General features: G+C 60.6%; 14 protein-coding genes, 4 tRNA genes and 1 riboswitch. Of the genes, 15 read left to right on the top strand and 3 right to left on the bottom strand.

Going from position 1 to position 23,837, the window contains the following annotated elements; translation table 11 throughout:
- Positions 1-36 precede the first annotated feature (36 nt).
- A complete protein-coding gene (locus ACEN93_RS09580) occupies positions 37-7,995 on the bottom strand; it encodes a dermonecrotic toxin domain-containing protein (protein WP_495611334.1) in 7,959 nt (2,652 codons plus the stop codon).
- A gap of 68 nt (positions 7,996-8,063) precedes the next feature.
- On the opposite strand from ACEN93_RS09580, the gene ACEN93_RS09575 reads away from it, so the two are divergent.
- From ACEN93_RS09575 to astE, 7 genes are all read left to right on the top strand, one after another.
- Positions 8,064-9,284, top strand: coding sequence for an aspartate aminotransferase family protein (locus ACEN93_RS09575; protein WP_103386063.1), 1,221 nt, complete (start codon positions 8,064-8,066; stop codon positions 9,282-9,284).
- A gap of 131 nt (positions 9,285-9,415) precedes the next feature.
- Entirely contained in the window at positions 9,416-10,435 is a 1,020-nt protein-coding gene (gene aruF / locus ACEN93_RS09570; protein WP_011335535.1) for an arginine/ornithine succinyltransferase subunit alpha, read from the top strand.
- Positions 10,436-10,486: 51 nt separating this feature from the next.
- Positions 10,487-11,512: an arginine N-succinyltransferase gene (gene astA, locus ACEN93_RS09565; RefSeq protein ID WP_011335534.1), complete on the top strand. Its 1,026-nt coding sequence runs from the start codon at positions 10,487-10,489 to the stop codon at positions 11,510-11,512.
- Positions 11,509-12,978: a succinylglutamate-semialdehyde dehydrogenase gene (astD, locus tag ACEN93_RS09560; protein WP_495611549.1), complete on the top strand. Its 1,470-nt coding sequence runs from the start codon at positions 11,509-11,511 to the stop codon at positions 12,976-12,978. The genes astA and astD overlap by 4 nt, the downstream gene beginning before the upstream one ends.
- 73 nt (positions 12,979-13,051) lie before the next feature.
- Entirely contained in the window at positions 13,052-14,398 is a 1,347-nt protein-coding gene (gene astB, locus ACEN93_RS09555) for an N-succinylarginine dihydrolase (RefSeq protein WP_495611333.1), read from the top strand.
- A gap of 59 nt (positions 14,399-14,457) precedes the next feature.
- Positions 14,458-14,748 (top strand): hypothetical protein, encoded by a 291-nt coding sequence (locus ACEN93_RS09550; protein WP_011335531.1) that lies wholly within the window; start codon positions 14,458-14,460, stop codon positions 14,746-14,748.
- A gap of 11 nt (positions 14,749-14,759) precedes the next feature.
- Positions 14,760-15,770 (top strand): succinylglutamate desuccinylase, encoded by a 1,011-nt coding sequence (astE, locus tag ACEN93_RS09545; protein WP_007951052.1) that lies wholly within the window; start codon positions 14,760-14,762, stop codon positions 15,768-15,770.
- 131 nt (positions 15,771-15,901) lie between these two features.
- Here astE and ACEN93_RS09540 read toward each other — a convergent pair whose 3' ends face one another.
- On the bottom strand, positions 15,902-16,411 hold the full coding sequence (locus ACEN93_RS09540) for a 6,7-dimethyl-8-ribityllumazine synthase (RefSeq protein WP_039772077.1): 510 nt from the start codon (positions 16,409-16,411) through the stop codon (positions 15,902-15,904).
- A 102-nt stretch (positions 16,412-16,513) separates the two neighbouring features.
- Positions 16,514-16,685, bottom strand: a riboswitch (FMN riboswitch).
- Between the two features lie 197 nt (positions 16,686-16,882).
- Here ACEN93_RS09540 and ltaE point away from each other — a divergent pair.
- The 8 genes from ltaE to ACEN93_RS09500 all read left to right on the top strand — a co-directional run bounded on the left by ltaE (position 16,883) and on the right by ACEN93_RS09500 (position 23,001).
- On the top strand, positions 16,883-17,887 hold the full coding sequence (gene ltaE / locus ACEN93_RS09535) for a low-specificity L-threonine aldolase (RefSeq protein WP_039772078.1): 1,005 nt from the start codon (positions 16,883-16,885) through the stop codon (positions 17,885-17,887).
- Between the two features lie 146 nt (positions 17,888-18,033).
- On the top strand, positions 18,034-20,658 hold the full coding sequence (alaS, locus tag ACEN93_RS09530; protein ID WP_039772080.1) for an alanine--tRNA ligase: 2,625 nt from the start codon (positions 18,034-18,036) through the stop codon (positions 20,656-20,658).
- A 90-nt stretch (positions 20,659-20,748) separates the two neighbouring features.
- Complete coding sequence (locus ACEN93_RS09525) at positions 20,749-21,990, top strand: aspartate kinase (protein ID WP_007951048.1); 1,242 nt, start codon at positions 20,749-20,751, stop codon at positions 21,988-21,990.
- Between the two features lie 187 nt (positions 21,991-22,177).
- Positions 22,178-22,366, top strand: a complete 189-nt coding sequence (gene csrA / locus ACEN93_RS09520; protein ID WP_002554426.1) for a carbon storage regulator CsrA — start codon at positions 22,178-22,180, stop codon at positions 22,364-22,366.
- Positions 22,367-22,428: 62 nt separating this feature from the next.
- A tRNA-Ser gene (locus ACEN93_RS09515) sits at positions 22,429-22,519 on the top strand.
- Positions 22,520-22,626: 107 nt separating this feature from the next.
- A tRNA-Arg gene (locus tag ACEN93_RS09510) sits at positions 22,627-22,703 on the top strand.
- A gap of 72 nt (positions 22,704-22,775) precedes the next feature.
- A tRNA-Arg gene (locus ACEN93_RS09505) sits at positions 22,776-22,852 on the top strand.
- 72 nt (positions 22,853-22,924) lie between these two features.
- A tRNA-Arg gene (locus ACEN93_RS09500) sits at positions 22,925-23,001 on the top strand.
- Positions 23,002-23,020: 19 nt separating this feature from the next.
- On the opposite strand, the gene ACEN93_RS09495 is transcribed toward ACEN93_RS09500, so the two are convergent.
- Positions 23,021-23,539 (bottom strand): SmpA/OmlA family hypothetical protein, encoded by a 519-nt coding sequence (locus ACEN93_RS09495; protein ID WP_039772082.1) that lies wholly within the window; start codon positions 23,537-23,539, stop codon positions 23,021-23,023.
- Positions 23,540-23,837: the final 298 nt, after the last annotated feature.

Raw genomic sequence — 23,837 nt, 5'->3', positions numbered from 1 at the left:
GATTCCGATTCCATGGCGTTGTCGTTTTCAGGCCTTTCAATCTTCTATGGCGACCCCGGGACGAGTCGCAGGAGCCTGCTGTCCGACCACGTTGTCGACATTCAGCGTATGACCCGTTTCCTGGTAATACATACGAATGCGGTTCATGGCCTCGGCGGAGAAGGGGTTGCCGCGCAGGTCGTAACGATCACCGATGTAGGCCGGTACTTCCAGAAGTTCGTCCGGAACTTCGGTGATTTCATTGCCTGACAGGTCGATTTCCATCCAGTTGTGATTTTCGAGCACGCCCCTGGGGATTTCGCGGATGCCGGTGGTGCTCAGGTCGAGATCGCTCAGGCGCTGCAGATTGCTCAGGTCGGGCGTCAGTGTCAGGGGGTTGTCCTGCAGATGCAGGAGCTCAAGCGAATGCAGCCCGGCCAGCCCGTTGACTTCATGCGGGGTCAGGGTGATACGGCAGGCGGGCAGACTCAGGGTGGTGAGCCGGTTCATCCTGAAGATGGCCTCGGGCACCGTGCCGAGGTCGTAGCCACGGATATCGACATGTTCAAGGTTGGGAAACGCGTCCAGGAACCGGCCGAGGCGTGGCCAGTGGTCGGCGGTATTGACCAGGTAAAAGTCCGACACATGGCTGAGCTCGACCTGCAATGTCGGCAGTTCACCCCGAACCGAAACGGTCGAGGTGAATCGATGCTCGGCAACGCTCCCACCCTCCACCGGAATCTTGCGCCAGCACATCAACAACCCTTCCGCGAGGAGCGCCCTGTTGTATTCCTCTTGCAGGCGCTCCTGCGTGCTCAGCGGCAGTCCGGTCAGCGGATGGTCGGGAATGTCGGCTTCCCATGCAGCGAGATTTCCCCGCAGCGTTTCGAGCTCTGCTTCCAGGCGCGTCAACTCGTTTCGGCCGTCCGCCAGCGTGCCGTCCAGACGATAGACGAAAGTGCTGGCGTGCTCATCGTCCAGCGCCGGATACAGTGTGCGGGCGCGGGCGATATCCGCCGGCTCGGCCAGCACGCCCAGATCCTCGCCGTTGCGACGAAAGTAATCCTTGATGCGCTCACGAGTGCCGGCGCTCAGCGGGTTGTCCCCAAAGTCGTAGCCGGCGCCTGCAGTGGCTGGCAGTTCGAAGACGCCCACGGGAATGTCAGTGATTTGATTGTTGTTGAGTACCACGGTCTCGATGTTCGGCAGATCCAGCAGCCCCTCGGGCAGTTCGCGGATGCCGGTGCTGGCCAGATCCAGATACTCAAGGGCTGTCATGCGTCGCAAATCGGGCGCCCGGCCCAGCGGATTGCGGTAGAGATCCAGGCTGGTGAGTCGGGTCAGCGCCGAAAGAGCCGTCCGGCCCTCGTTGTCCAGTACCAGGTCGCAATTGCTTAACACCAGCTCTTCAAGTGCAGGCATCCCGGTGATCGCTCGCGGAAACTGTCCCAGTCCCAGGTCGCGTAACTCCAACGCCTTGAGCCCGCTGAAACACTGGAGAAACCGGTCGTTGACCCGCAGTTGCGTATTGCCCGTGAGCGACAGGCTCAGCACATGGCTGAAGTCTGTGCGCAATGGAGGCAGGTCGCCGACAAACGCAATATTCAGGTTCAGCGTCTGTGACCTGATCTCGGGCTGTTCTTGCGACCGTTCACGCCAGAACGCTTCGAGTTCCCGGCAGAACGTTTCGCGATCCGCCTGTTCTGCCAGTCGCAGATCGTTACTCAGCAACTCACCGGTGGCCGGGAAGCGCTCGGGTACATCGACAACCCAAGCGGTGAGATCTTCGTCAAGTTGTTGCCACTGCGTTTCCAAGTTCGCAATCTGCATCCGGCCGTCCTCAAGCGTTCCCGGCAACAGATACAGCACGCGATTGGCATCCTCGCGATCCAGGTCTGGAAAGAGCGACAGGGTCCGGTCCAGATCCTCTTGAGGCATGAAGACTCCAAAATTCTGCCGTTTCTCCTGGAAGTAGACCTTGATGCGTTCGAGGCTGGCCGCACTCAGCGGATTACCGGTCAAGCTCAGTTGCGCGGGGTGTGGTGACGGGATATTGAACACGCCATCGGGCAGCTCGCTGATCAGGTTGTTGTCCAGGATGGCGGCACTCAGTCGTGGGTGATCGAACATGCCGTCCGGCAGGCGGGTGATTGCCGTGTCTGTCAGTCGCAAATGCACCAGTGCCGTCATGCCCGACAGCGAGGGCGGGGCGCCCAATGGGTTGCGGCTCAGGTTCAGGTATTGCAGCCGGCTCAGGGAGGAAAGGCTGGCCTGTGTCTGCGGGGTCAATGTCAACGCACAGTTTTCGATGATCAGGCGCTGCAACGACGGCATGCGTTCACAGGCCGGGGGAAGTTGATTGAAGGAGAAGTCATGCAGTTCCAGATGCCGCAGTCCGCTGAACGAGTCGAGGAAGGTGTCCATTGCGTTCAGTGCATTGTTGCCTCTGAACGAGAGGTCGGAAACGTGACTGAAGTCCGCCGACAGGGCAGGCAGGTCACCGATGAGCGCAACGTTCAGGATCAGTGTGTCGTTCCTTTGCCTGGGGGTGTCCGGCGTTCTCGCACGCCAGAACTGTTCCAGTTGCCGGGCGAATGTCGTTCTTTGCGTATGCTCCGCGAACATTTGCGCCGGACTCATCGTCTCCCCGGTAATCGGGTGTCTGGTCGGCGTCGCATTGATCCAGTGCGCGAGGTCCGACGAGAGCTGTTCAATCTCCGCCTGCCAGTGCCTGAGCCGGGAGCGGCCATGCTCGATATCGCCAGGCAAGCCATAGAACACTTCACTGGCTTCTTCATCGTCCAGACCGGGGAACAACGATTTGGTGATGCCAATATCCGTCGGGTCGGCGAGGACGCCGAAGTCCGGGCCGTGCTCGCGGGAATAGGTCTTGATTCTTTCCCGCGTCTCGGCGGTCAACGGGTTGCCGGAAAAATCGAGCCCTTCGCTGGCGCGGGCCGGGAGCGAGAAAAAGGCGTCGGGAATTTCTGTTATGCGGTTTTCGCTGATGATCGCGGTTTTCAGTTTCGGATGACCCGCCAGGCCGGGCGGCACCTCCACGATGCCGGTATTGGACAGGTCAAGGTAAGTCAGTTCGCCCAGTTCACTCAGATCGGGTGCGCTGCCAAGCGGGTTGTCAGGCAGTTCCAGCAGTTCCAGTTCGGGCATCGCTGCCAGTGCCGCCTGGATTTCGGCGGTGAATTTCAAGTCGCAGTTGTTCAACGTCAGCGTTGTCAGAGCGCTTTGCTGCGCCAGGGACTGGGACGCACCTTCGAGTGTGAAGTCCTGAAGAATCAGACTGGTCAGGCGTGGGAAGGTGCGCAGAAAGGCGCCGATGCTGCTGATGCCCTTGTTGCCGGTCATGGACAGCGTGGTGATGTGGCTGAAATCGGCCGTGAGCTCGGGCATCTCCCCCCTGAACGTCGCTTGAGCGGTGAACACTTCCGCCCTCATCAGTGAATGCGCTGTCGAGCGATGACGCCAGAGCCGTTCCAGCCGCCCGGCGAACACGTCTCGCGCCGAGTGCTCGGCGAGTCGCTCATCGAAGCTGAACAGTTCGCCCGTGAGCGGGTTGCGGTCGGGTATGTCCCTGACCCAGGCGGCCAGGTCGGCGGTCATCTGTGCAATCTCGGTTTCCCAGCGAGTCAGCTGGATCTGCCCTTGAATGAGCGACCCCGGCAATCGATAGACCAGCTCACTGGCCTGACGATCATTGAGATCGGTGAACAGGGCCTTGGTCCGGTCGATCTCCGATTGTGCGGCCCGCACGCCCATGTGGTTGCCTGTCCGGTTGAAGTAGACCTTTATCCGTTCCCGCGTGACGCTGGAAAACGGGTTGCCGGAAAAATCGTATCCAGCGGTGGTGCCGGGGGAGAGCTCGAACATGACCTCGGGAAGAACGGTGAGCCGGTTGTTGGCAAGCCAGACACTTTTGATCCGTGGGTGAGCCAGCAAGCCGTGGGGCAATTCGGAAATTCCGGTATCGGTCAGGTTGAGGTGATGCAGTGCCGACAGGGCATTGACGTCCATCGTGATGCCCAGGGGATTGCCTTGCAGGTCAAGGGCGGTCAGCTCATTGAGCGATGACAGCAGCAACTGGTTTTGCGGAGTGAGAGTAATGCCGCAATGGCGCAGCCTCAGTTGTCGCAGCGAGGTCATGGTGGTGATCGGGTGCGGCAGGTCATCCAGGTCGAAGTGATTCAATGCCAGTCGTCGCAGGCGTGTGAAACCTTGCAGGAATCGGACGATCTGGCCATTGCTGTCGGAGCCTGTCAGCTCAAGGCTGGTGACATGATCGAAATTCGCGCTCAGGACCGGCAGTTCGCCCGTCAGAGGCTCTGCAAACTGCAATCGGAAACCGCCCGGCTCCGACGTTTCCCTGCGCCAGCAGCGACGCACTGCATGGGCGAATTGTTGGCGGTCGCGCTGGGCGGCTGCGTGTCGGATCGGTGAAAGGGCCTGTCTTGTGTCCGGATCGACCCGCGGAGTATTGATCGTCCAGTGGGTCAGGTCGCTGTCCAGTTGTGCGTACTCGAGCTGAAGGCGCGACAGTTCCGCGAGCGGGCCGTCAGGGTGATTTCGAAGGTGCTGCACCATGGCAGGCATATCGTCGTCCGCCATGCCTGGATAAACCTGCCTGATGCGGTTTTCCAGGGTGCGCGGACTTTGCGGGTTTTCCCGGGCATAGCCTTGTGTACCGACCAGTCGCAATGTGTCGACGACCTCTGGCTGCTGGGGGATATCGGAAATCGTCAGGCGCAGGTCGTTCCGATCCACTGGATTGTCACGAATGGCTTGCCTGAGTTTTGTGCCTTCGCCGATCTGCAGGTTCAGGGCCTGTCGTTGCGCATCCGGCAATGCCTGCAACACGCAGGTGTAGAAATCGGTGGGCGCGTGCAATTCCAGCCCTTGATCATCAAACGGTTGCCAGTGGCCATCGGTTCTGCGCACCAGCACTTTCCGGACAGCGGCCGATTGCGGACCGGTGCTGTCCAGCAATGCTCCCTCGGGGGATCCGGCCCGGACTTCGAGTCGGACATCCTTCGACCATCCCGACAGCCTTTTGAGACTGTGCAACGCCAGCGTATCGGTATCCGGGTTGTGCACCGAGTCCAGCTCCAGGCCTTCATAGGCACGGGCGATGCGCAGTTCGTGGGTCGCGGCGGTGGCAAGATGTTGTTGGCGCTCCGGCCATTCTCCGGCGTCGATGGCCAGCAGTTCGGTACCCGTGGCCGTGTGCAGCAATTCTTCGGTGAGCCTGGCGGGCAGGTGCGGCTCCTTCACGGCAACCTTTTTCACCAGCGCATCTTCGCGATGTTGAAGCGCCTGATAGCGTGCCTCGAACAATGCCGTACGGCGCGATGTCGCGATCTGCGCGATCCGGCTTCTCAGTTGGCGAGTGCGGGCATCCAGGGCGATCATCTGGCCGAACTCTTCCGCCAGCAGGGCGTTGATGTCCTGTTCGCCGAGCGACTGCAGCAAGGTCTTGAGCAGGTCGCCGTCGACCAGTCGATCCTGGGGAAGGTCAATGATCGGCAGATGTTCATCGGCGGAGGATTGCCAGAGAACTTCTCCTTGCCCATCGATCAGGCGCAGGCGTCGGGTGCCAGGCAGCAGCTTTTGATCATTGAGCAGCTGGAGCTGCAGCAGCGGATCGGCACGAAGGTAGTCCTCGGCCTGGTCGCTGGCCATCCTGCTGATGAAATCCTGCAGATCCTGATCGATCCGAAAGCGCTGGATCGTGTCGGCCAGCAGCGGGGGGACGCGCTCGTGATCGACGTGCATCCTGCGCAAGGCATCTTCGTGGCAACCGCTGACCTTGAGGATCTGTTCGCGACGGGTGGGGGAGAACGGCTCGATGTTCGGACCCAGACGCTGCAATGCAACCGCCTTATCCCATTCCAGCGGTCGATCGAGTTCGGTATGAAAGGCGCCTTCGCCATTATGAAAGACGACCGGGCGGTAAGCATCCGGTCGGGTCGGGTGTTCGATCTGCAACTTGTCGGGATGGGCGTGATCGCTGACCGCGTAATGCTTCTGATCGACCGGCATCAGTTTTTTGCCCTGATGCCAGTGCAACCCTTGCTGGTCGGGTGCGGCACCTTCTGGGGGCACGATCGGGCTTTCGTAGGGTTTGAGGTCCGGTTTCCAGTACAGGGTCTTGCCGTTGCGCAATTTGACGGGCTGGAACCGGTCAGCGAATGAGACGACGCTCGGTGGCAGTACCTTGGGCAGCTCCGTCATGGCGATGCCGCCGCCGATGGCGAAGGCTCCCAGTTGAACCAGCGATTCGAGGGCGCTGAACAATTGTTCGCCGGCCTCGGTGACTGCCCCTTCGGCCCAGTCGACAATGCCTTCGAAGACCTCGTCGAGAAATTGCCAGGCCATGTAAGCCATCATCATTTCGCCCAGGAACGGCACGAAGGGCAGCACGACAAACGAGGCGATCTGCAGGATCGAGGAGGCTATGTCGACGAGGGAATCCCAAAGCGCCCAGCGCGCTTTTCGGTCGGCGTAGGCAGTCGGGACGGCAAGGGTGGCCGCGTCGTTGAGTATTTTATTCAGTTTGCGTTGGTAGAGGTGTTCCCAGAGGTCTCCGGTGATGGGCGAGACAGCCAGTTGCAGCTTGGGCTTTTCGATCGGTGTGTCTCGCCAGGAGGGCAGTTGGCTGCCTGGCTCCGGTTTATGCCATTTCACCTGGCTCAGGCGCCGGTTCAGATCGGCAAGGAAATGCCCTCGTTGTTCATGGGCGACGAACTGGACAAAAAAGCGTTGGTACTCCGGCGAACGCAACTGGCGGGCCAGTTCCTTTTCCATGTCCGCACTCGAGGCGTACTCCTTGATCGGGTGTTCCGGGTCGCCCGGTATGTAGGCCACTACTCCGAGTGCGACCCTCGCCTGTTCCAGATCCGCCGCGAAAACCACGATGCCGGTGAGGGGGGCCGACATCATCGTCAAATCCTGGCAGCGCAAGGTGTGACCGTTGATGCGCATGCCCTGTATGCCGTCGAGCATCCCGTTGATCAGCCGCAACCAGTTCTCGCCGATGTCTCCGTTGATGCGTGCCAGTTGCAGGGCCGCTTTCAGGGCGGTTTTCTGACTCTCCCTCAGCCTGTCGGGCAGGATGGCGGCAACGACCGGGTTGGAGATGCCCAGACAGTCTTCAAGATAGGCCTTATAGCTGGCGCCGATATCCAGCTCCCGGCAGAGGCTGATGAAGGCGGGAATGCTGATCTTCGCGCGGATCTGCGGCAAGGTTTCGAACTGGCCGGTCTGGGACGGGCGAGTGATGAAACCGGAGTCCGTGTCGTAGGCCTCGTCCCGGGTCTCGTCCTTCTGGAAGTTGTGCAGTGCGGCATCGATCAGGGAAACCGTCCAGCTGCGCACACCTGTCCTGATGCCGAAAATGGGCGTGGTGGCAGGCAGATAGAGGCGCAGGAAGGTCTCCTTCACATCCAGCTCCAGGCCGAATCGTGACTTGAGTGCCGCCTTGAGCAGGGGCTCGGCATAAGCGCTGGCGTCCTGCACTTGCTCAAGTCTCTGGTCGATGCCGTTTTGCACCTGCATATGCCCGGCAATCGCGGCGCGCAATTGATCGTGCTGTGCCTGGGGGGCTTTCCTGATGCTGTCGGTGACCGGGCGGCGGTTGTTCTTCAACGCCGCGCGCCGGCTGGAAGAGGCCTGGCTCAGCCATTCGGGGATCGCATCCACCAGAAGTTGATAGTGTGAGGGGGAATTGCCGGGTATGACGCCCGGTTGCGGTTCGGTCGGTGATTGCATGGGATTGCGCCTTGGCGTCTGGAAATGAGCCAAGCAAATCAAAAAGTCCCGAGCGGGGTGCGGTATATAGATATGACCTCGCTGTGGCCTGCAATTGATATCTTCTCGGGCCTGCTGCAATTGTCGTCGACGGTTTAAACTGCGCCTTTGCGACGGTATATGTCGCATTGCCGTAAACCCGGGAAAATCCGGGGTTTGCGCTATAAGAAGTTGTCGCTTGGCGACAAGGCCGGGCACAAAACTGTCCTTACAATCCCCCCATCGCTCGCCAGTTTCAGGCGGGTGGCCCTCATCAGGAGACTCCGATGTCCGTTGAGCACGCTGCGGTACAACGCGCCGATTTCGACCAGGTTATGGTTCCCAACTACGCGCCTGCCGCTTTCATTCCGGTGCGTGGCGCCGGTTCCCGCGTCTGGGATCAGGCCGGCCGCGAGCTGATCGACTTCGCCGGCGGTATCGCCGTCAACGTATTGGGTCACGCGCATCCGGCGCTGGTCGGTGCCTTGACCGAGCAAGCGAACAAGCTGTGGCACGTGTCCAACGTGTTCACCAACGAGCCGGCTCTGCGTCTGGCGCACAAGCTGATCGACGCCACCTTTGCCGAGCGCGTGTTCTTCTGCAACTCCGGCGCCGAAGCCAACGAGGCGGCCTTCAAGCTGGCCCGTCGCGTCGCGTTCGACCGTTTCGGCACCGAAAAATACGAAATCATCGCCGCGCTCAACAGCTTCCACGGCCGCACCCTGTTCACCGTGAACGTCGGTGGCCAGTCGAAGTACTCCGACGGTTTCGGCCCGAAGATCAGTGGCATCACCCACGTGCCGTACAACGATCTGGCGGCGCTGAAAGCCGCTGTTTCGGACAAGACCTGCGCGGTCGTTCTGGAGCCGATCCAGGGTGAAGGCGGCGTGCTGCCGGCCGAGCTGGCTTACCTGCAAGGCGCCCGTGAACTGTGCGACGCGAACAACGCGTTGCTGGTGTTCGACGAAGTGCAGACCGGCATGGGCCGCACCGGCAACCTGTTCGCCTACCAGCATTTCGGTGTGGTTCCGGACATCCTGACCAGCGCCAAGAGCCTGGGCGGCGGTTTCCCGATCGCCGCGATGCTGACCACCGAAGCGCTGGCCAAGCATCTGGTCGTCGGCACTCACGGCACCACTTACGGCGGCAACCCGCTGGCGTGCGCCGTGGCTGAGGCAGTGATTGACGTGATCAACACCCCTGAGGTGCTGAACGGCGTCAACGCCAAGCACGACAAGTTCAAGACCCGCCTGCAGCAGATCGGCGAGAAGTACGGCCTGTTCACCCAGGTGCGCGGTCTCGGTCTGCTGATCGGTTGCGTGCTGAGCGATGCCTGGAAAGGCAAGGCCAAGGACATCTTCAACGCCGCTGAACAAGAAGGCCTGATGATTCTGCAGGCCGGCCCGGACGTGATCCGTTTCGCCCCGAGCCTGGTGGTTGAAGACGCGGACATCGACGCCGGTCTGGATCGCTTCGAACGTGCTGCCGCGAAACTGACGCAAGCCTGATTCATGCAAGACCGCCCGGCGTCTGTCGTGATCGACAGGCGCCGGGACCATTTTCCTGTGCCGGGCCTGCCCGGCATTTTTTTCCCGAGTCGGCGCTTTCGCCGACCTGAAGTAGAGAAAGGAGTGACACCATGCTGGTGATGCGCCCCGCGCAAATGGCTGATCTGGGCGAGGTACAGCGTCTGGCTGCGGACAGCCCGATTGGTGTCACTTCCTTGCCGGATGACGTTGAACGCCTGAGCGACAAGATCGCTGCGAGCGAAGCCTCGTTTGCCGCCGAAGTGAGCTTCAACGGCGAGGAGAGTTATTTCTTCGTCCTCGAAGACACCGCCACCGGCAAATTGGTGGGCTGCTCGGCAATCGTTGCTTCGGCCGGTTATTCCGAGCCGTTCTACAGCTTTCGCAACGAGACCTTCGTGCATGCCTCTCGCGAGCTGAAGATCCACAACAAGATCCACGTCCTCTCGCAATGCCATGACCTGACCGGCAACAGCTTGCTGACCAGTTTCTACGTGCAGCGCGAGCTGGTGGGTTCGCCGTGGTCTGAGCTCAACTCTCGTGGCCGTCTGCTGTTCGTCGCCAGCCACCCTGAGCGGTTCGCCGATTCGGTGGTGACCGAGATCGTCGGTTACAGCGACGAGAACGGCGACTCGCCATTCTGGGACGCCATCGGTCGCAACTTCTTCGACCTGAACTACGCCGAGGCCGAGCGCCTGTGTGGCCTGAAAAGCCGTACGTTCCTCGCCGAGTTGATGCCGCATTACCCGATCTACGTGCCGCTGCTGCCGGACTCCGCTCAGGAAGCGATGGGCCAGGTACACCCGCGTGCGCAGATCACCTTCGACATCCTGATGCGTGAAGGCTTCGAGACCGATCACTACATCGACATCTTCGACGGTGGCCCGACCCTGCATGCGCGTGTTTCGGGGATCCGTTCGATCGCCCAGAGCCGTGTGGTGCCGGTGAAGCTCGGCGAGCCGGTCAAAGGTGCCGGGCGCCAGTATCTGGTGGCCAACGCCCAGTTGCAGGATTACCGCGCGGTATTGCTTGAGCTGGATTACGCGCCCGGCAAACCGGTGACCCTGGATCTGGAAGCGGCCGAAGCCCTGGGCGTCGGTGAAGGTGCCAGCGTGCGCCTGGTGGCGGTTTAACGCCTTAGCGAGTTTCACGGGTGGCCACGGCGGCCCGTTTGAGGAGATAGCATGATTGTTCGTCCCGTACGCAGCAGCGATTTGTCCGCTCTGATCGACCTGGCCCGCAGCACCGGCACCGGCCTGACCACCTTGCCGGCCAACGAAGAGCGCCTGACCCACCGGGTCGGCTGGGCCGAGAAGACCTTTCGCGGTGAAGCCGGCCGTGGCGACGCGGACTACCTGTTCGTGCTCGAAGACGACAACGGTCGCGTGGTGGGGATTTCCGCCATCGCCGGCGCCGTCGGTCTGCGCGAGCCTTGGTACAACTTCCGCGTCGGCCTGACCGTCAGCGCCTCGCAGGAGCTGAACATCTATCGCGAGATCCCGACGCTGTTCCTGGCCAACGACCTGACCGGCAACTCCGAGCTGTGCTCGCTGTTCCTGCACGCCGATTACCGCACCGGCCTCAACGGCCGCATGCTGTCCAAGGCGCGGATGCTGTTCATCGCCGAATTCCCGGAGCTGTTCGGCAACAAGATCATCGCCGAGATGCGCGGCGTGTCGGATGACGCCGGTCGTTCGCCGTTCTGGGAAAGCCTGGGCCGTCACTTCTTCAAGATGGAATTCAGCCAGGCCGATTATTTGACCGGTGTCGGCAACAAGGCATTCATTGCCGAACTGATGCCGAAATTCCCGCTGTACACCTGCTTCCTGTCGCCGGACGCGCGCAACGTCATCGGTCAGGTGCACCCGGACACCGAGCCGGCGCTGGCGATGCTCAAGAGTGAAGGCTTCAGCTATCAGGGTTACGTCGACATCTTCGATGCCGGCCCGGCCATCGAGTGCGAGACCAGCAAGATCCGCGCGGTGCGTGACAGCGAGGCGCTGGTGCTGGCCATCGGCACGCCGGGCGACGACGCCACGCCGTTCATCATCCATAACCGCAAACGCGAAGATTGCCGCATCACGGCTGCGCCGGCCCGTCTGGCCGCCGGCACCCTGGTGGTCGATCCGCTGACCGCCAAACGTCTTCAACTCAACGCTGGCGATCAGGTTCGCGCCGTGGCGTTGTCCGCTGCCCGGGAGTCGAAATAATGAATTCGCTATACATCGCAGGTGAGTGGCTGGCCGGTCAGGGCGAGGCCTTTCAATCGTTGAACCCGGTGACCCAGCAAGTGCTGTGGTCGGGGGAGGGCGCCACCGCCGCTCAGGTCGAGTCGGCCGTGCAGGCTGCGCGTCAGGCATTCCCAAGCTGGGCCCGGCGTACCCTGGAAGATCGCATCAGCGTGCTCGAAGCGTTCGCCGCTGCACTGAAAAATCACGCTGACGAACTGGCCCGCACCATCGGTGAGGAAACCGGCAAGCCGCTGTGGGAAGCCGCGACCGAAGTCACCAGCATGGTCAACAAGATCGCGATCTCGGTGCAGAGCTACCGCGAACGTACCGGCGAGAAGAGCGGCCCGTTGGGCGACGCCACCGCCGTATTGCGCCACAAGCCCCACGGCGTGGTCGCGGTGTTCGGCCCTTACAACTTCCCTGGTCATTTGCCGAACGGCCACATCGTGCCGGCGCTGTTGGCCGGTAACAGCGTGCTGTTCAAACCAAGCGAGCTGACCCCGAAAGTCGCCGAGCTGACGGTCAAGTGCTGGATTGAAGCCGGTCTGCCGGCCGGTGTCCTGAACCTGCTGCAAGGCGCCCGCGAAACCGGTATCGCTCTGGCGGCGAACCCGGGCATCGACGGTCTGTTCTTCACCGGTTCCAGCCGTACCGGCAATCACCTGCACCAGCAGTTCGCAGGTCGTCCGGACAAGATCCTTGCGCTGGAAATGGGCGGCAACAACCCGCTGGTGGTCGATCAGGTCGCCGACCTCGACGCAGCGGTGTACACGATCATTCAGTCGGCGTTCATTTCCGCCGGTCAGCGTTGCACTTGCGCCCGGCGTCTGCTGGTGCCGGAAGGCGCGTGGGGCGACAGCCTGCTCAAGCGTCTGGTGGAAGTCAGCTCGACCATCGAGGTCGGCGCGTTCGACCAGCAGCCGGCGCCGTTCATGGGCTCGGTGGTTTCCCTTGGCGCGGCAAAAGCCTTGATGGATGCCCAGGCGCATCTGCTGGCCAATGGCGCAGTGTCGCTGCTGGCGATGACTCAACCGCAGGCGCAGTCGGCGCTGCTGACTCCGGGCATCGTTGATGTGACGGCGGTTGCCGATCGTTCCGACGAAGAACTGTTCGGTCCGCTGCTGCAAGTGATTCGCTACACCGATTTCGAAGCCGCGATTGCCGAAGCCAACAACACCGCGTTTGGCCTGGCCGCTGGCCTGCTGTCGGATTCCGAAGAGCGCTACCAGCAGTTCTGGCTGGAAAGCCGTGCCGGGATCGTCAACTGGAACAAGCAACTGACGGGTGCCGCGAGCAGCGCACCGTTCGGCGGTGTCGGCGCTTCGGGCAACCATCGCGCCAGCGCCTACTACGCGGCGGATTACTGCGCATACCCGGTGGCCTCGCTGGAAACCCCGAGCCTGGTGTTGCCGGCGGCCCTGACGCCTGGCGTGAAGATGGTGTGAGGCGCGTCGCGCCTCGATTGCACTCGATTGTTATTTGATGCCTATAAAAACAGATTCTCGTGGAGCCTCGCTGATGAAATCCTATGAAGTCAATTTTGACGGTCTAGTGGGGCCGACCCATAACTACGGTGGTCTGTCCTACGGCAACGTTGCGTCCCAGAGCAACAGCCAGCAATCCTCGAACCCGAAGGAAGCGGCGCTGCAAGGCCTGGCGAAAATGAAAGCGCTGATGGAAATGGGCTTTCAGCAGGGCGTTCTCGCACCGCAGGAGCGTCCGGACGTGGCTGCCTTGCGCCGTCTGGGTTTCAGCGGCACCGACGCTCAGGTGATCGAGCGCGCCGCCAAAGAAGCGATGCCGCTGCTGGTCGCCAGTTGCTCGGCGTCGAGCATGTGGGTGGCCAACGCCGCCACGGTCAGCCCGAGTGCCGACACCGCTGACGGTCGCGTGCACTTCACCGCCGCCAACCTGAACTGCAAATACCACCGCAGCATCGAGCACCCGACCACCAGTCGCGTGCTGGGCGCGATGTTCGCCAACCAGCAACACTTCGCTCACCACGCCGCGTTGCCGGCGGTGGCGCAATTCGGTGACGAAGGCGCAGCGAACCACACGCGTTTCTGCCGTGAGTACGGCGAGGCTGGCGTCGAGTTCTTCGTGTTCGGTCGCAGTGCGTTCGACACCCGCTATCCGGCACCGCAAAAGTATCCGGCGCGCCAGACCCTCGAAGCCTCGCAAGCAGTCGCTCGTTTGCACGGCCTGAGTGACGATGGCGTGGTCTATGCGCAGCAGAACCCGGCGGTTATCGATCAGGGCGTGTTCCACAACGACGTGATCGCGGTGGGCAACGGCGAGGTGCTGTTCTACCACGAGGACGCGTTCCTCGACACCGATCAGATGCTGGCCGAACTGCAAGCCAAACTGGCCAAGGTCGGCGGCAAGTTCCAGTCGGTCTGCGTGCCGCGTTCGGCGGTCACCGTGGATGACGCGGTGCGTTCCTACCTGTTCAACAGTCAGTTGCTGTCGCGTCCTGACGGTTCGATGCTGCTGATCGTGCCGGAAGAGTGCCGTGGCAACGAGCGCGTATGGAATTACCTGCAAGGCCTGACCAGCTCCGGCGGCCTGATCCGTGAAGTGAAAGTCTTCGACCTCAAGCAAAGCATGCAGAACGGCGGTGGCCCGGCGTGCCTGCGACTGCGCGTCGCGCTCAACGAAACCGAGCTGGCGGCCGTCAACCCAGGGGTTATCATGACCGCCCCGTTGTACGGTTCGTTGACCGCATGGGTTGAAAAGCACTACCGCGATCGCCTGACCGAAACTGATCTGGCGGATCCGCAATTGCTGCTTGAATGCCGGACGGCACTGGATGAACTGACGCAAATCCTTAAACTGGGCGCGGTTTATCCATTCCAGATCAATTGATGACCGATACGCCGCCTCGTCGCGGCGAACGGTTCCATCTCCCCAAGAGAGCGTAAAACATGAGCGATTCCCTGCAGCTGATCCTTGAAGACACTGACGGCACGCAACTGCAAACTTCCTGCACCCGCGTCGCGGTCATGTGGCAAGGCAAAGAGCTGTGGATCCAGCAGGACGGCCGCGGCCAACTGTTGATCGGCGTGGACGTCGAAGAGGGCGACGAAGAGTACGCCAACCTGCTGTTGCGCCCATTGGCGACTAATCTGGTAAGTCTGCAACTGGAGATGGAACCGGCTGACCTCGGTGACGATGACGGCCACGTGCACGGCCCGGATTGCAATCACGACCACTAAGGAAACGCTCTATGCTCGCCCTCGGCAAACTGCTTGAACTGACCCTCGCCGGCCGCGAACCGGCGGAGAAGACTCAACTGACTGTCGAAGGCGTGCGCATGCGCTGGTTGAGCGAGGGGGCGCTGGAAGTCCGGCCACCCGAAGCGCGCGACAATGGCCTGGACCTGCTGCTGTCGGCAGGCATCCACGGCAATGAAACGGCACCGATCGAACTGCTCGACCGGCTGCTGCATGACATCGCTCGCGGCGATCTGAAGCCGCGCGCACGCATTCTGTTCCTGTTCGGCAACCCGGAAGCGATTCGCAAGGGCGAGCGTTTCGTCGAGCAGGACGTCAATCGGCTGTTCAATGGCCGTCACGAACAAAGCAGCGGTTCCGAAGCCCTGCGTGCCTGCGAGCTGGAACGGCTGGCGGCAAGTTTCTTCAGCCTTCCTGATCGTCAGCGCCTGCACTACGACCTGCACACGGCGATTCGAGGTTCGAAGATCGAGCAGTTCGCTTTGTATCCGTGGAAGGAAGGTCGCCAGCATTCCCGCCTCGAACTGGCACGCCTGCGCGCCGCCGGCATGGAAGCGGTGCTGCTGCAGAACAAACCGTCGATCGTGTTCAGCTCTTACACCTACGACAAGCTGGGGGCCGAGTCCTTCACCCTGGAACTGGGCAAGGCGCGGCCATTCGGGCAGAACGCCGGGGTCAATGTGTCGCTGCTGGAAACCCGCCTGAAGCAGATCATCGAAGGCACCGAACCGGAGATGGCCGAGCAGGGCCTGGACGGTCTGCAACTGTTCAGCGTGGCCCGGGAAATCATCAAGCACAGCGATGCGTTCCGGCTGAACCTGCCGGCGGACATCGAAAACTTTTCGGAACTGGATGTGGGTTATGTGCTGGCCGAAGACCTGGCCAATACCCGCTGGATCATTGAGGAGCAGGGCGCGCGGATCATCTTCCCCAATCCCAAGGTCAAGAACGGCCTGCGGGCAGGCATTCTGATCGTGCCGACCACTGACGAAAATCTTGCCTGATGATCGTTCCCACGCTCCGCGTGGGAATGCAGCCCGGGACGCTCCGCGTCCCAAAGCGGACGCAGAGCGTCCATTGAGGCGTTCCCACGCAGACGGTTCGACGCCTCGACGTGGGAACGATCATTGTGGGGTCAGACCGCTACAGCACGCGGCTCGGTACGACGCAACGCACGCACCTTCTGCAGCGTATCGGCGCAGGTCTTCGCCGCTTCCTGACCCTTGTGCACGAAATGCTCGAAGAAGAACTTCTGGTGCTCTTCGCCGGCATGGAAGTGGTGCGGGGTCAGCGACACCGAGAACACCGGCACTTCGGTTTCCAGCTGCACCTGCATCAGGCCGCTGACCACCGACTGGGCGACGAACTCGTGACGGTAGATCCCGCCGTCCACCACCAGGGCCGCCGCGACGATACCGGCATAACGACCGGTCTTGGCCAGCAGCTTGGCGTGCAGGGGCATTTCAAAGGCGCCGCCGACTTCAAAGAAATCGATGTCCGATTCCTGATAGCCCTGAGCGATCATTTCGGCGAGGAAGCCTTTACGGCTCTGGTCGACAATTTCCTTGTGCCAGCAGGCCTGGATGAACGCGACGCGCTCGCCGTGAGGGTGTTTGCTTTTGCTGTCGATAGCGGTGGGTTGCATGTTCTGACTCCTGTTTGTGTGAAAAACAGGGCGTTATGAATCGAAAGGGATTCAAGGGTACGCACGCTCGCGCATACACGGCGGACGGCCCTTTGGCGTCAATCCCGTTCTCTCTTCATCCGGACTGTGACCGTCGGCCCCGGAATCACACCGGGTCTGCTGACCTTGCCGCCGCTCACGGCTTTTGCCGTGCCCGTCACCAAGCGCTCGCGGGCTATGCGCATTGCGCGCAATTACCGCCGGTGGGGAATTGCACCCCGCCCTGAGAACGTTTCGCCGCCCTTTATCGGGCGGCGCAGCGTTTTTAACACAGATTGCCAGGCCGTGCATTGCGCCTTTGTGATGATTGCCATCTGATTATTCGAAGCGTGAAAACGACTTTTCCTTGCGCAAGGGTTGATTAATCCGCGCCATGCCCGCAGTAATTCGTCTTCGAAAAGGGATTTTCCCTGCTGACTTGAGGCCAGGTTCATGAGCGTTATCGATCTTCGCAGCGACACCGTCACTCAACCGACCCCCGCCATGCTCGACGCGATGACCCGCGCCGACACCGGCGATGACGTGTATGGCGAAGATCCGACGGTCAATCGTCTGGAAGCGGAACTGGCAAAACGACTGGGTTTCGCCGCCGCGCTGTTCGTCCCGACCGGCACCATGAGCAATCTGCTGGGCTTGATGGCGCACTGCGAGCGCGGTGACGAATACATCGTCGGTCAACAGGCGCACACCTATAAGTACGAAGGCGGCGGCGCAGCGGTGCTCGGTTCGATCCAGCCGCAGCCGCTGGAAGTGCAGGCCGATGGCTCGCTGGACCTGGATCAGGCGGCAGCGGCGATCAAGCCTGATGACTTCCACTTCGCCCGCACCCGCCTGCTGGCGCTGGAAAACACCATGCAGGGCAAAGTGCTGCCGCTGGAATATCTGGCCAGGGCCCGTCAGTTCACTCAGGACAATGGCCTGCAACTGCATCTGGACGGCGCGCGGCTGTATAACGCGGCGGTCAAGCTCGGAGTCGATGCCCGGGAAATCACCCAGTATTTCGATTCGGTCTCGGTGTGCCTGTCCAAAGGCCTCGGCGCGCCGGTCGGTTCAGTGCTGTGCGGTTCGTCGGCGTTGATTGCAAAGGCCCGGCGCCTGCGCAAAATGGTCGGTGGCGGCATGCGTCAGGCCGGACTGCTGGCGGCGGCGGGGCTGTATGCGCTGGATCACAATGTGGAGCGTCTGGCCGACGACCATGCCAACGCGCAGTTGCTGGCCGAAGGCCTGCGCGAGGCCGGTTTCAGTGTCGAGCCGGTGCAGACCAACATGGTTTACGTGCAGATGGGCGACCGCGCCGAGGCGATCAAGGCCTTTGCCGCCGAGCGCGGGATCAAATTGAGCGCTGCCGCCCGTCTGCGGATGGTCACGCACATGGACGTCAATCGCTCGCAAATCGAGCAAGTGATCGCGACATTCGTCGAGTTTTCGCGCAAGTGACAGCGTTAGCGGCCCAATTGACCGTTTCTATCGTATAAACACGCTGTACCCCGCGCGCAGGGCCGATATAATGCGGCCCTTTGCCGTCGTTTCGTCTGTTGACGTTTCGTACAGGCCTTTGGCCGCAGCCTCCGTGGAAGAACCTAATGAAAAGCGCAGAAATCCGTGAAGCCTTCCTTCGCTTCTTCGAAGAGCAAGGCCACACCCGTGTAGCCTCCAGCTCTTTGATTCCGGGCAACGACCCCACCCTGCTGTTCACCAACGCGGGGATGAACCAGTTCAAGGACTGCTTCCTGGGCCAGGAAAAGCGCGCGTACACCCGCGCCGTCTCCAGCCAGAAATGCGTGCGCGCCGGCGGCAAGCACAATGACCTGGAAAACGTCGGTTACACCGCCCGTCACCACACCTTCTTCGAAATGCTGGGTAACTTCAGCTTCGGCGACTACTTCAAGCGTGATGCCATCACCTACGCCTGGAACTTCCTGACCTCCGAGAAGTGGCTGAACCTGCCGAAGGAAAAACTGTGGGTCACCGTCTACGCCAGCGATGACGAGGCCTACGACATCTGGACCAAGGAAGTCGGTGTGCCGGCCGAGCGCATGGTGCGCATCGGCGACAACAAGGGCGCGCCTTACGCCTCCGACAACTTCTGGACCATGGGCGATACCGGCCCGTGCGGTCCTTGCACCGAGATTTTCTACGATCACGGCGCCGACATCTGGGGTGGCCCGCCGGGCTCGCCGGAAGAAGACGGCGACCGTTACATCGAAATCTGGAACAACGTGTTCATGCAGTTCAACCGCACCGCCGACGGCGTGTTGCACCCGCTGCCAGCCCCGTCGGTGGACACCGGCATGGGTCTTGAGCGGATCAGTGCCGTGTTGCAGCACGTTCACTCGAACTATGAAATCGACCTGTTCCAGAGCCTGCTGGCCGCATCGGCCAAGGCCATCGGCTGCAGCAACGACAACCAGGCGTCCCTGAAAGTCGTGGCGGACCACATCCGTTCCTGCGGCTTCCTGATTGCCGACGGCGTACTGCCGTCCAACGAAGGTCGCGGTTATGTGCTGCGCCGGATCATCCGTCGCGCCTGCCGTCACGGTAACAAGCTGGGCGCCAAGGGCAGCTTCTTCTACCAGATCGTTGCCGCTCTCGTGGCCGAGATGGGCGAAGCGTTCCCGGAACTGAAATCCCAGCAGGCGCACATCGAACGCGTACTGAAAGCCGAAGAAGAGCAATTCGCCAAGACCCTGGAGCAGGGCCTGAAAATCCTCGAGCAGGATCTGGCCGAGCTCAAAGGCGACGTGGTGCCGGGCGACGTGGTGTTCAAACTCTACGACACCTACGGTTTCCCGATGGACCTGACCGCAGACATCGCCCGCGAGCGCAGCCTGACCATCGACGAAGCCGGCTTCGAGCGTGAAATGGAAGCCCAGCGCGTCCGTGCACGTTCCGCCAGCTCGTTCGGTCTGGACTACAACAGCCTGGTCAAGGTTGACGTCGACACCGAGTTCACCGGTTATCACGCCACCAGCGGTTCGGCGAAAGTCGTTGCTCTCTATAAAGATGGCCAGTCCGTGGACGTCTTGAGTGAAGGGCAGGAAGGCGTTGTGGTGCTGAACCAAACGCCGTTCTACGCCGAATCCGGCGGCCAGGTCGGCGATTGCGGTTACCTGCAGGCCGGCAACAGCCGTTTCGACGTGCGCGACACCACCAAGACCGGCGGCGCGTTCCTGCACCACGGTGTACTGGCGTCGGGCAGCCTGATCGTTGGCGCACCGGTGGAAACCCACGTCGAGGCCGACGTGCGTCACGCCACTTCGCTGAACCACTCGGCCACTCACTTGCTGCACGCTGCGCTGCGCAAAGTGCTGGGCGACCACGTTCAACAGAAGGGCTCGCTGGTCGACAGTCAGCGCCTGCGTTTCGACTTCAGTCACTTCGAAGCGATCAAGCCTGAGCAGATCAAGGCGCTGGAAGACATCGTCAACGCCGAGATCCGCAAGAACTCCGCCGTTGAAACCGAAGAAACCGACATCGAAACCGCCAAGCAGAAAGGCGCGATGGCGCTGTTCGGCGAGAAGTATGGTGACAACGTGCGCGTGCTGAGCATGGGCGGTGATTTCTCCGTTGAACTGTGCGGCGGTATCCACGCCAACCGTACCGGCGACATCGGCCTGCTGAAAATCATCAGCGAAGGCGGTGTGGCATCGGGCGTGCGTCGTATCGAAGCGGTCACTGGCGCTGCGGCGCTGGCTTACTTGAACGCTGCTGAAGAACAACTCAAGGAAGCGGCCAGCCTGGTCAAGGGCAGCCGCGACAACCTGATCGACAAGCTGTCGGCGGTGCTGGAGCGCAACCGTGCGCTTGAAAAGCAGCTCGAGCAGTTGCAGGCCAAGGCCGCTGCCGCTGCCGGCGACGATCTGTCGGCTTCGGCTGTGGACGTCAAGGGCGTGAAAGTGCTGGCCGTGCGTCTGGATGGTCAGGACGGCAAGGCGCTGCTGGCGCTGGTCGATCAGCTGAAAAACAAACTCGGCCGCGCAGTGATCCTGCTCGGCAGTGTCCATGAGGAAAAGGTCGTACTGGTTGCAGGTGTAACCAAGGACCTGACTGGCCAACTCAAAGCCGGTGATTTGATGAAACAGGCTGCTGCGGCAGTGGGCGGGAAGGGCGGTGGTCGTCCGGACATGGCGCAGGGCGGCGGTGTCGACGCCGGCGCACTGGATGGCGCACTGGCGCTGACCGTTCCATTCGTCGAGCAGGGTTTATAAGACGGCCCGTCGGGCCCGCAGTCTAGTGGCGGGCCCGGCGGCTGTTCGAGTGATTATTGGGCGCCCTTCATGGGCAGAGGCGGCTTTGAAATGGCTTTGATCGTACAGAAATTTGGAGGCACCTCGGTCGGCACTGTCGAGAGAATCGAGCAGGTCGCCGACAAGGTTAAGAAATTCCGCGATGCCGGCGATGACCTGGTGGTTGTGCTGTCTGCAATGAGCGGCGAGACCAACCGTCTGATCGATCTGGCCAAGCAAATCAGTGGCGAAGATCAACCGGTTCCACGCGAACTGGACGTGATCGTTTCCACCGGTGAGCAGGTGACGATCGCCCTGTTGGCCATGGCGCTGATCAAGCGCGGTGTGCCGGCGGTGTCGTACACCGGCAACCAGGTGCGGATCCTGACGGACAGCGCGCACAATAAAGCGCGTATCTTGCAGATCGATGACCAGAAGATTCGCGGTGACCTGAAAGCAGGTCGCGTGGTGGTGGTCGCCGGTTTCCAGGGCGTCGACGAGCACGGCAACATCACGACCCTGGGTCGTGGCGGTTCCGACACCACCGGCGTGGCGCTGGCCGCTGCGCTGAAGGCTGATGAGTGCCAGATCTACACCGACGTCGATGGTGTCTATACCACTGACCCGCGCGTGGTATCGGTTGCTCAGCGTCTGGACAAGATCACCTTCGAAGAGATGCTGGAAATGGCCAGCCTCGGTTCCAAGGTGCTGCAGATCCGCGCGGTGGAGTTCGCCGGCAAGTACAACGTTCCGCTGCGCGTACTGCACAGCTTCAAGGAGGGTCCGGGCACCCTCATTACTATTGATGAAGAGGAAACCATGGAACAGCCGATCATTTCCGGCATCGCTTTCAACCGCGATGAAGCCAAGCTGACCATCCGTGGCGTGCCAGACACCCCGGGCGTGGCGTTCAAGATTCTCGGCCCGATCAGTGCCGCGAACATCGAAGTCGACATGATCGTGCAGAACGTCGCGCACGATAACACCACCGACTTCACCTTCACCGTGCACCGCAACGACTACCAGTCCGCGCAAACCGTGCTGGAAAACACCGCTCGCGAGATCGGTGCCCGTGAAGTGGTGGGTGACACCAAGATTGCCAAAGTCTCGATCGTCGGCGTCGGCATGCGTTCCCACGCAGGCGTGGCCAGCCGCATGTTTGAATCCCTGGCAAAGGAAAGCATCAACATCCAGATGATCTCGACCTCGGAAATCAAGGTTTCCGTGGTGATCGAAGAGAAGTACCTGGAACTGGCCGTGCGCGCCCTGCACACGGCTTTCGAGCTCGACGCTCCGGCCCGTCAGGGCGAGTGATGCGTTGTCTGAAGGGCGCGGTCTGACCGCGCCCTTTATTTTTTGAATGGCGCGAGCCCCCGAACTGTTCTTTTGCTCGCGCTGGTCAATACTCAGGCATGTAGGGCTACGATCGCTCCGGTTGTAGGTCGGGTGCCTTTTTTTTGCAGACTGTTGTCCCTGAAATGATTCGCGTGAGGAGAAAGGTATGCTGATTCTGACTCGTCGGTGCGCAGAAAGCCTGATTATCGGTGATGGCGAAATCACCGTGACCGTGCTCGGCGTCAAAGGAAATCAAGTGCGTATCGGCGTCAATGCCCCGAAAGAGGTGGCCGTGCACCGTGAAGAAATCTATCTGCGTATAAAGAAAGAGAAGGACGAAGAACCAAGCCATTAATTTTTATCGATTTTTATGTTTGCAAACGGGGAAGAAGGTGGTTAATATACGCCCCGTGTTGCGGAGAGCTGGCCGAGTGGCCGAAGGCGCTCCCCTGCTAAGGGAGTACACCTCAAAAGGGTGTCGGGGGTTCGAATCCCCCGTTCTCCGCCATTATTTGCTTAGTACGTTGTAATCTGGCTTTTTCTGTAAGTTGTTGAAATTTATAGAAAAAGTGGTTGGAATAGAGATTAGACGGGCTATAATGCGGCGCAACAAATGCACTCGTAGCTCAGCTGGATAGAGTACTCGGCTACGAACCGAGCGGTCACAGGTTCGAATCCTGTCGAGTGCACCATTTAAGAGTCAATTACAGCGATGTAAATGACTCGGCTTCAACCAGTTGTGATCTGGTCTAAAAACACAAAATGCACTCGTAGCTCAGCTGGATAGAGTACTCGGCTACGAACCGAGCGGTCACAGGTTCGAATCCTGTCGAGTGCACCATTTAAGAGTTAATTGCAGCAATGCAGATAACTTGGTTACAGCCAGTTGTGGTCTGGTCTAAAAACACAAATTGCACTCGTAGCTCAGCTGGATAGAGTACTCGGCTACGAACCGAGCGGTCACAGGTTCGAATCCTGTCGAGTGCACCATATACCGAAAAGCCCGCGTTTAACGCGGGCTTTTTGCTGTCCTGGATTTGGCTTTTCCTGTCACGCATCCTTTTTCATCAAAATCGATTTGAGCACTGCGCCCTCGCTTGAGGTCGTAACGATAACTCGTTGCCGAATTGCGGATGCTCACCTTGTCGGGTTTGCCCAAAGCGCTTTCAACATCCTGTTGGCTCATGCCGGCGATGATTCGTTGATTGATGATTGCTTCACGCTTTTGTCGCGCGTCGATCAGATCTCCGCATTTGTCCTGGGTGCGCCCGACGACGGCCATTTCTCGCTTTCTGATATTCATACCGGATATTTCTTCATGCCGGGCTTCGGGTATCAGGGTGACTGTCGAGCCAGGGGAGTAGGGGTGAACTTCCTGCAATGAAAGGTGCTCATCGTTCGCGCAGCTCAATGTGGTGAACGTGACGCTGCCATCGGAAGCTTCGCAGCGATGAAGTGTCGTTGCGCTCCCGATGGTGGGCAGGCAGAGCAGGGCGGTCAGCATGAATCGGGATGTTTTCGATGGCATTCGGCGTCCTCCATGACGATCCTTCTCAAGCGTAGCTGGCAGTTTTTTCAGCGCCGGTGTGTTTTCTTTTCAGAATGAGTCGTCGCAGTGTGAAGGATCAGGACAGTGCTTAGCTTTGTCTCGCAAGCGCTTGTTTCAGCCACGATTTTTTAACGTTTAAAACCGTCAGGCGGTGTATCATTGCGCCCGTCAGCCCCGCCGGGGCTTATGGAAAACCTCCATGGACTTACCCAGTAGTTATTCAGTAACCCGTTTTACCAATCATGAATTGACTGATTGATCCTTCCGGCGTGCCCCG

This window comes from Pseudomonas sp. Pseusp21, from assembly GCF_059492145.1.
This window is presented reverse-complemented; position numbering and strand designations above follow the sequence as displayed.

What these genes read in the sequence shown, in the direction of transcription:
- ACEN93_RS09575 (WP_103386063.1), top strand. Translation starts at nt 8,064, where the DNA reads ATGTCCGTTGAGCACGCTGCGGTACAACGCGCCGATTTCGACCAGGTT.
- aruF (WP_011335535.1), top strand. Translation starts at nt 9,416, where the DNA reads ATGCTGGTGATGCGCCCCGCGCAAATGGCTGATCTGGGCGAGGTACAG.
- astA (WP_011335534.1), top strand. Translation starts at nt 10,487, where the DNA reads ATGATTGTTCGTCCCGTACGCAGCAGCGATTTGTCCGCTCTGATCGAC.
- astB (WP_495611333.1), top strand. Translation starts at nt 13,052, where the DNA reads ATGAAATCCTATGAAGTCAATTTTGACGGTCTAGTGGGGCCGACCCAT.
- ACEN93_RS09550 (WP_011335531.1), top strand. Translation starts at nt 14,458, where the DNA reads ATGAGCGATTCCCTGCAGCTGATCCTTGAAGACACTGACGGCACGCAA.
- astE (WP_007951052.1), top strand. Translation starts at nt 14,760, where the DNA reads ATGCTCGCCCTCGGCAAACTGCTTGAACTGACCCTCGCCGGCCGCGAA.
- ACEN93_RS09540 (WP_039772077.1), bottom strand. Translation starts at nt 16,411, where the DNA reads ATGCAACCCACCGCTATCGACAGCAAAAGCAAACACCCTCACGGCGAG.
- ltaE (WP_039772078.1), top strand. Translation starts at nt 16,883, where the DNA reads ATGAGCGTTATCGATCTTCGCAGCGACACCGTCACTCAACCGACCCCC.
- alaS (WP_039772080.1), top strand. Translation starts at nt 18,034, where the DNA reads ATGAAAAGCGCAGAAATCCGTGAAGCCTTCCTTCGCTTCTTCGAAGAG.
- ACEN93_RS09525 (WP_007951048.1), top strand. Translation starts at nt 20,749, where the DNA reads ATGGCTTTGATCGTACAGAAATTTGGAGGCACCTCGGTCGGCACTGTC.
- csrA (WP_002554426.1), top strand. Translation starts at nt 22,178, where the DNA reads ATGCTGATTCTGACTCGTCGGTGCGCAGAAAGCCTGATTATCGGTGAT.
- ACEN93_RS09495 (WP_039772082.1), bottom strand. Translation starts at nt 23,539, where the DNA reads ATGCCATCGAAAACATCCCGATTCATGCTGACCGCCCTGCTCTGCCTG.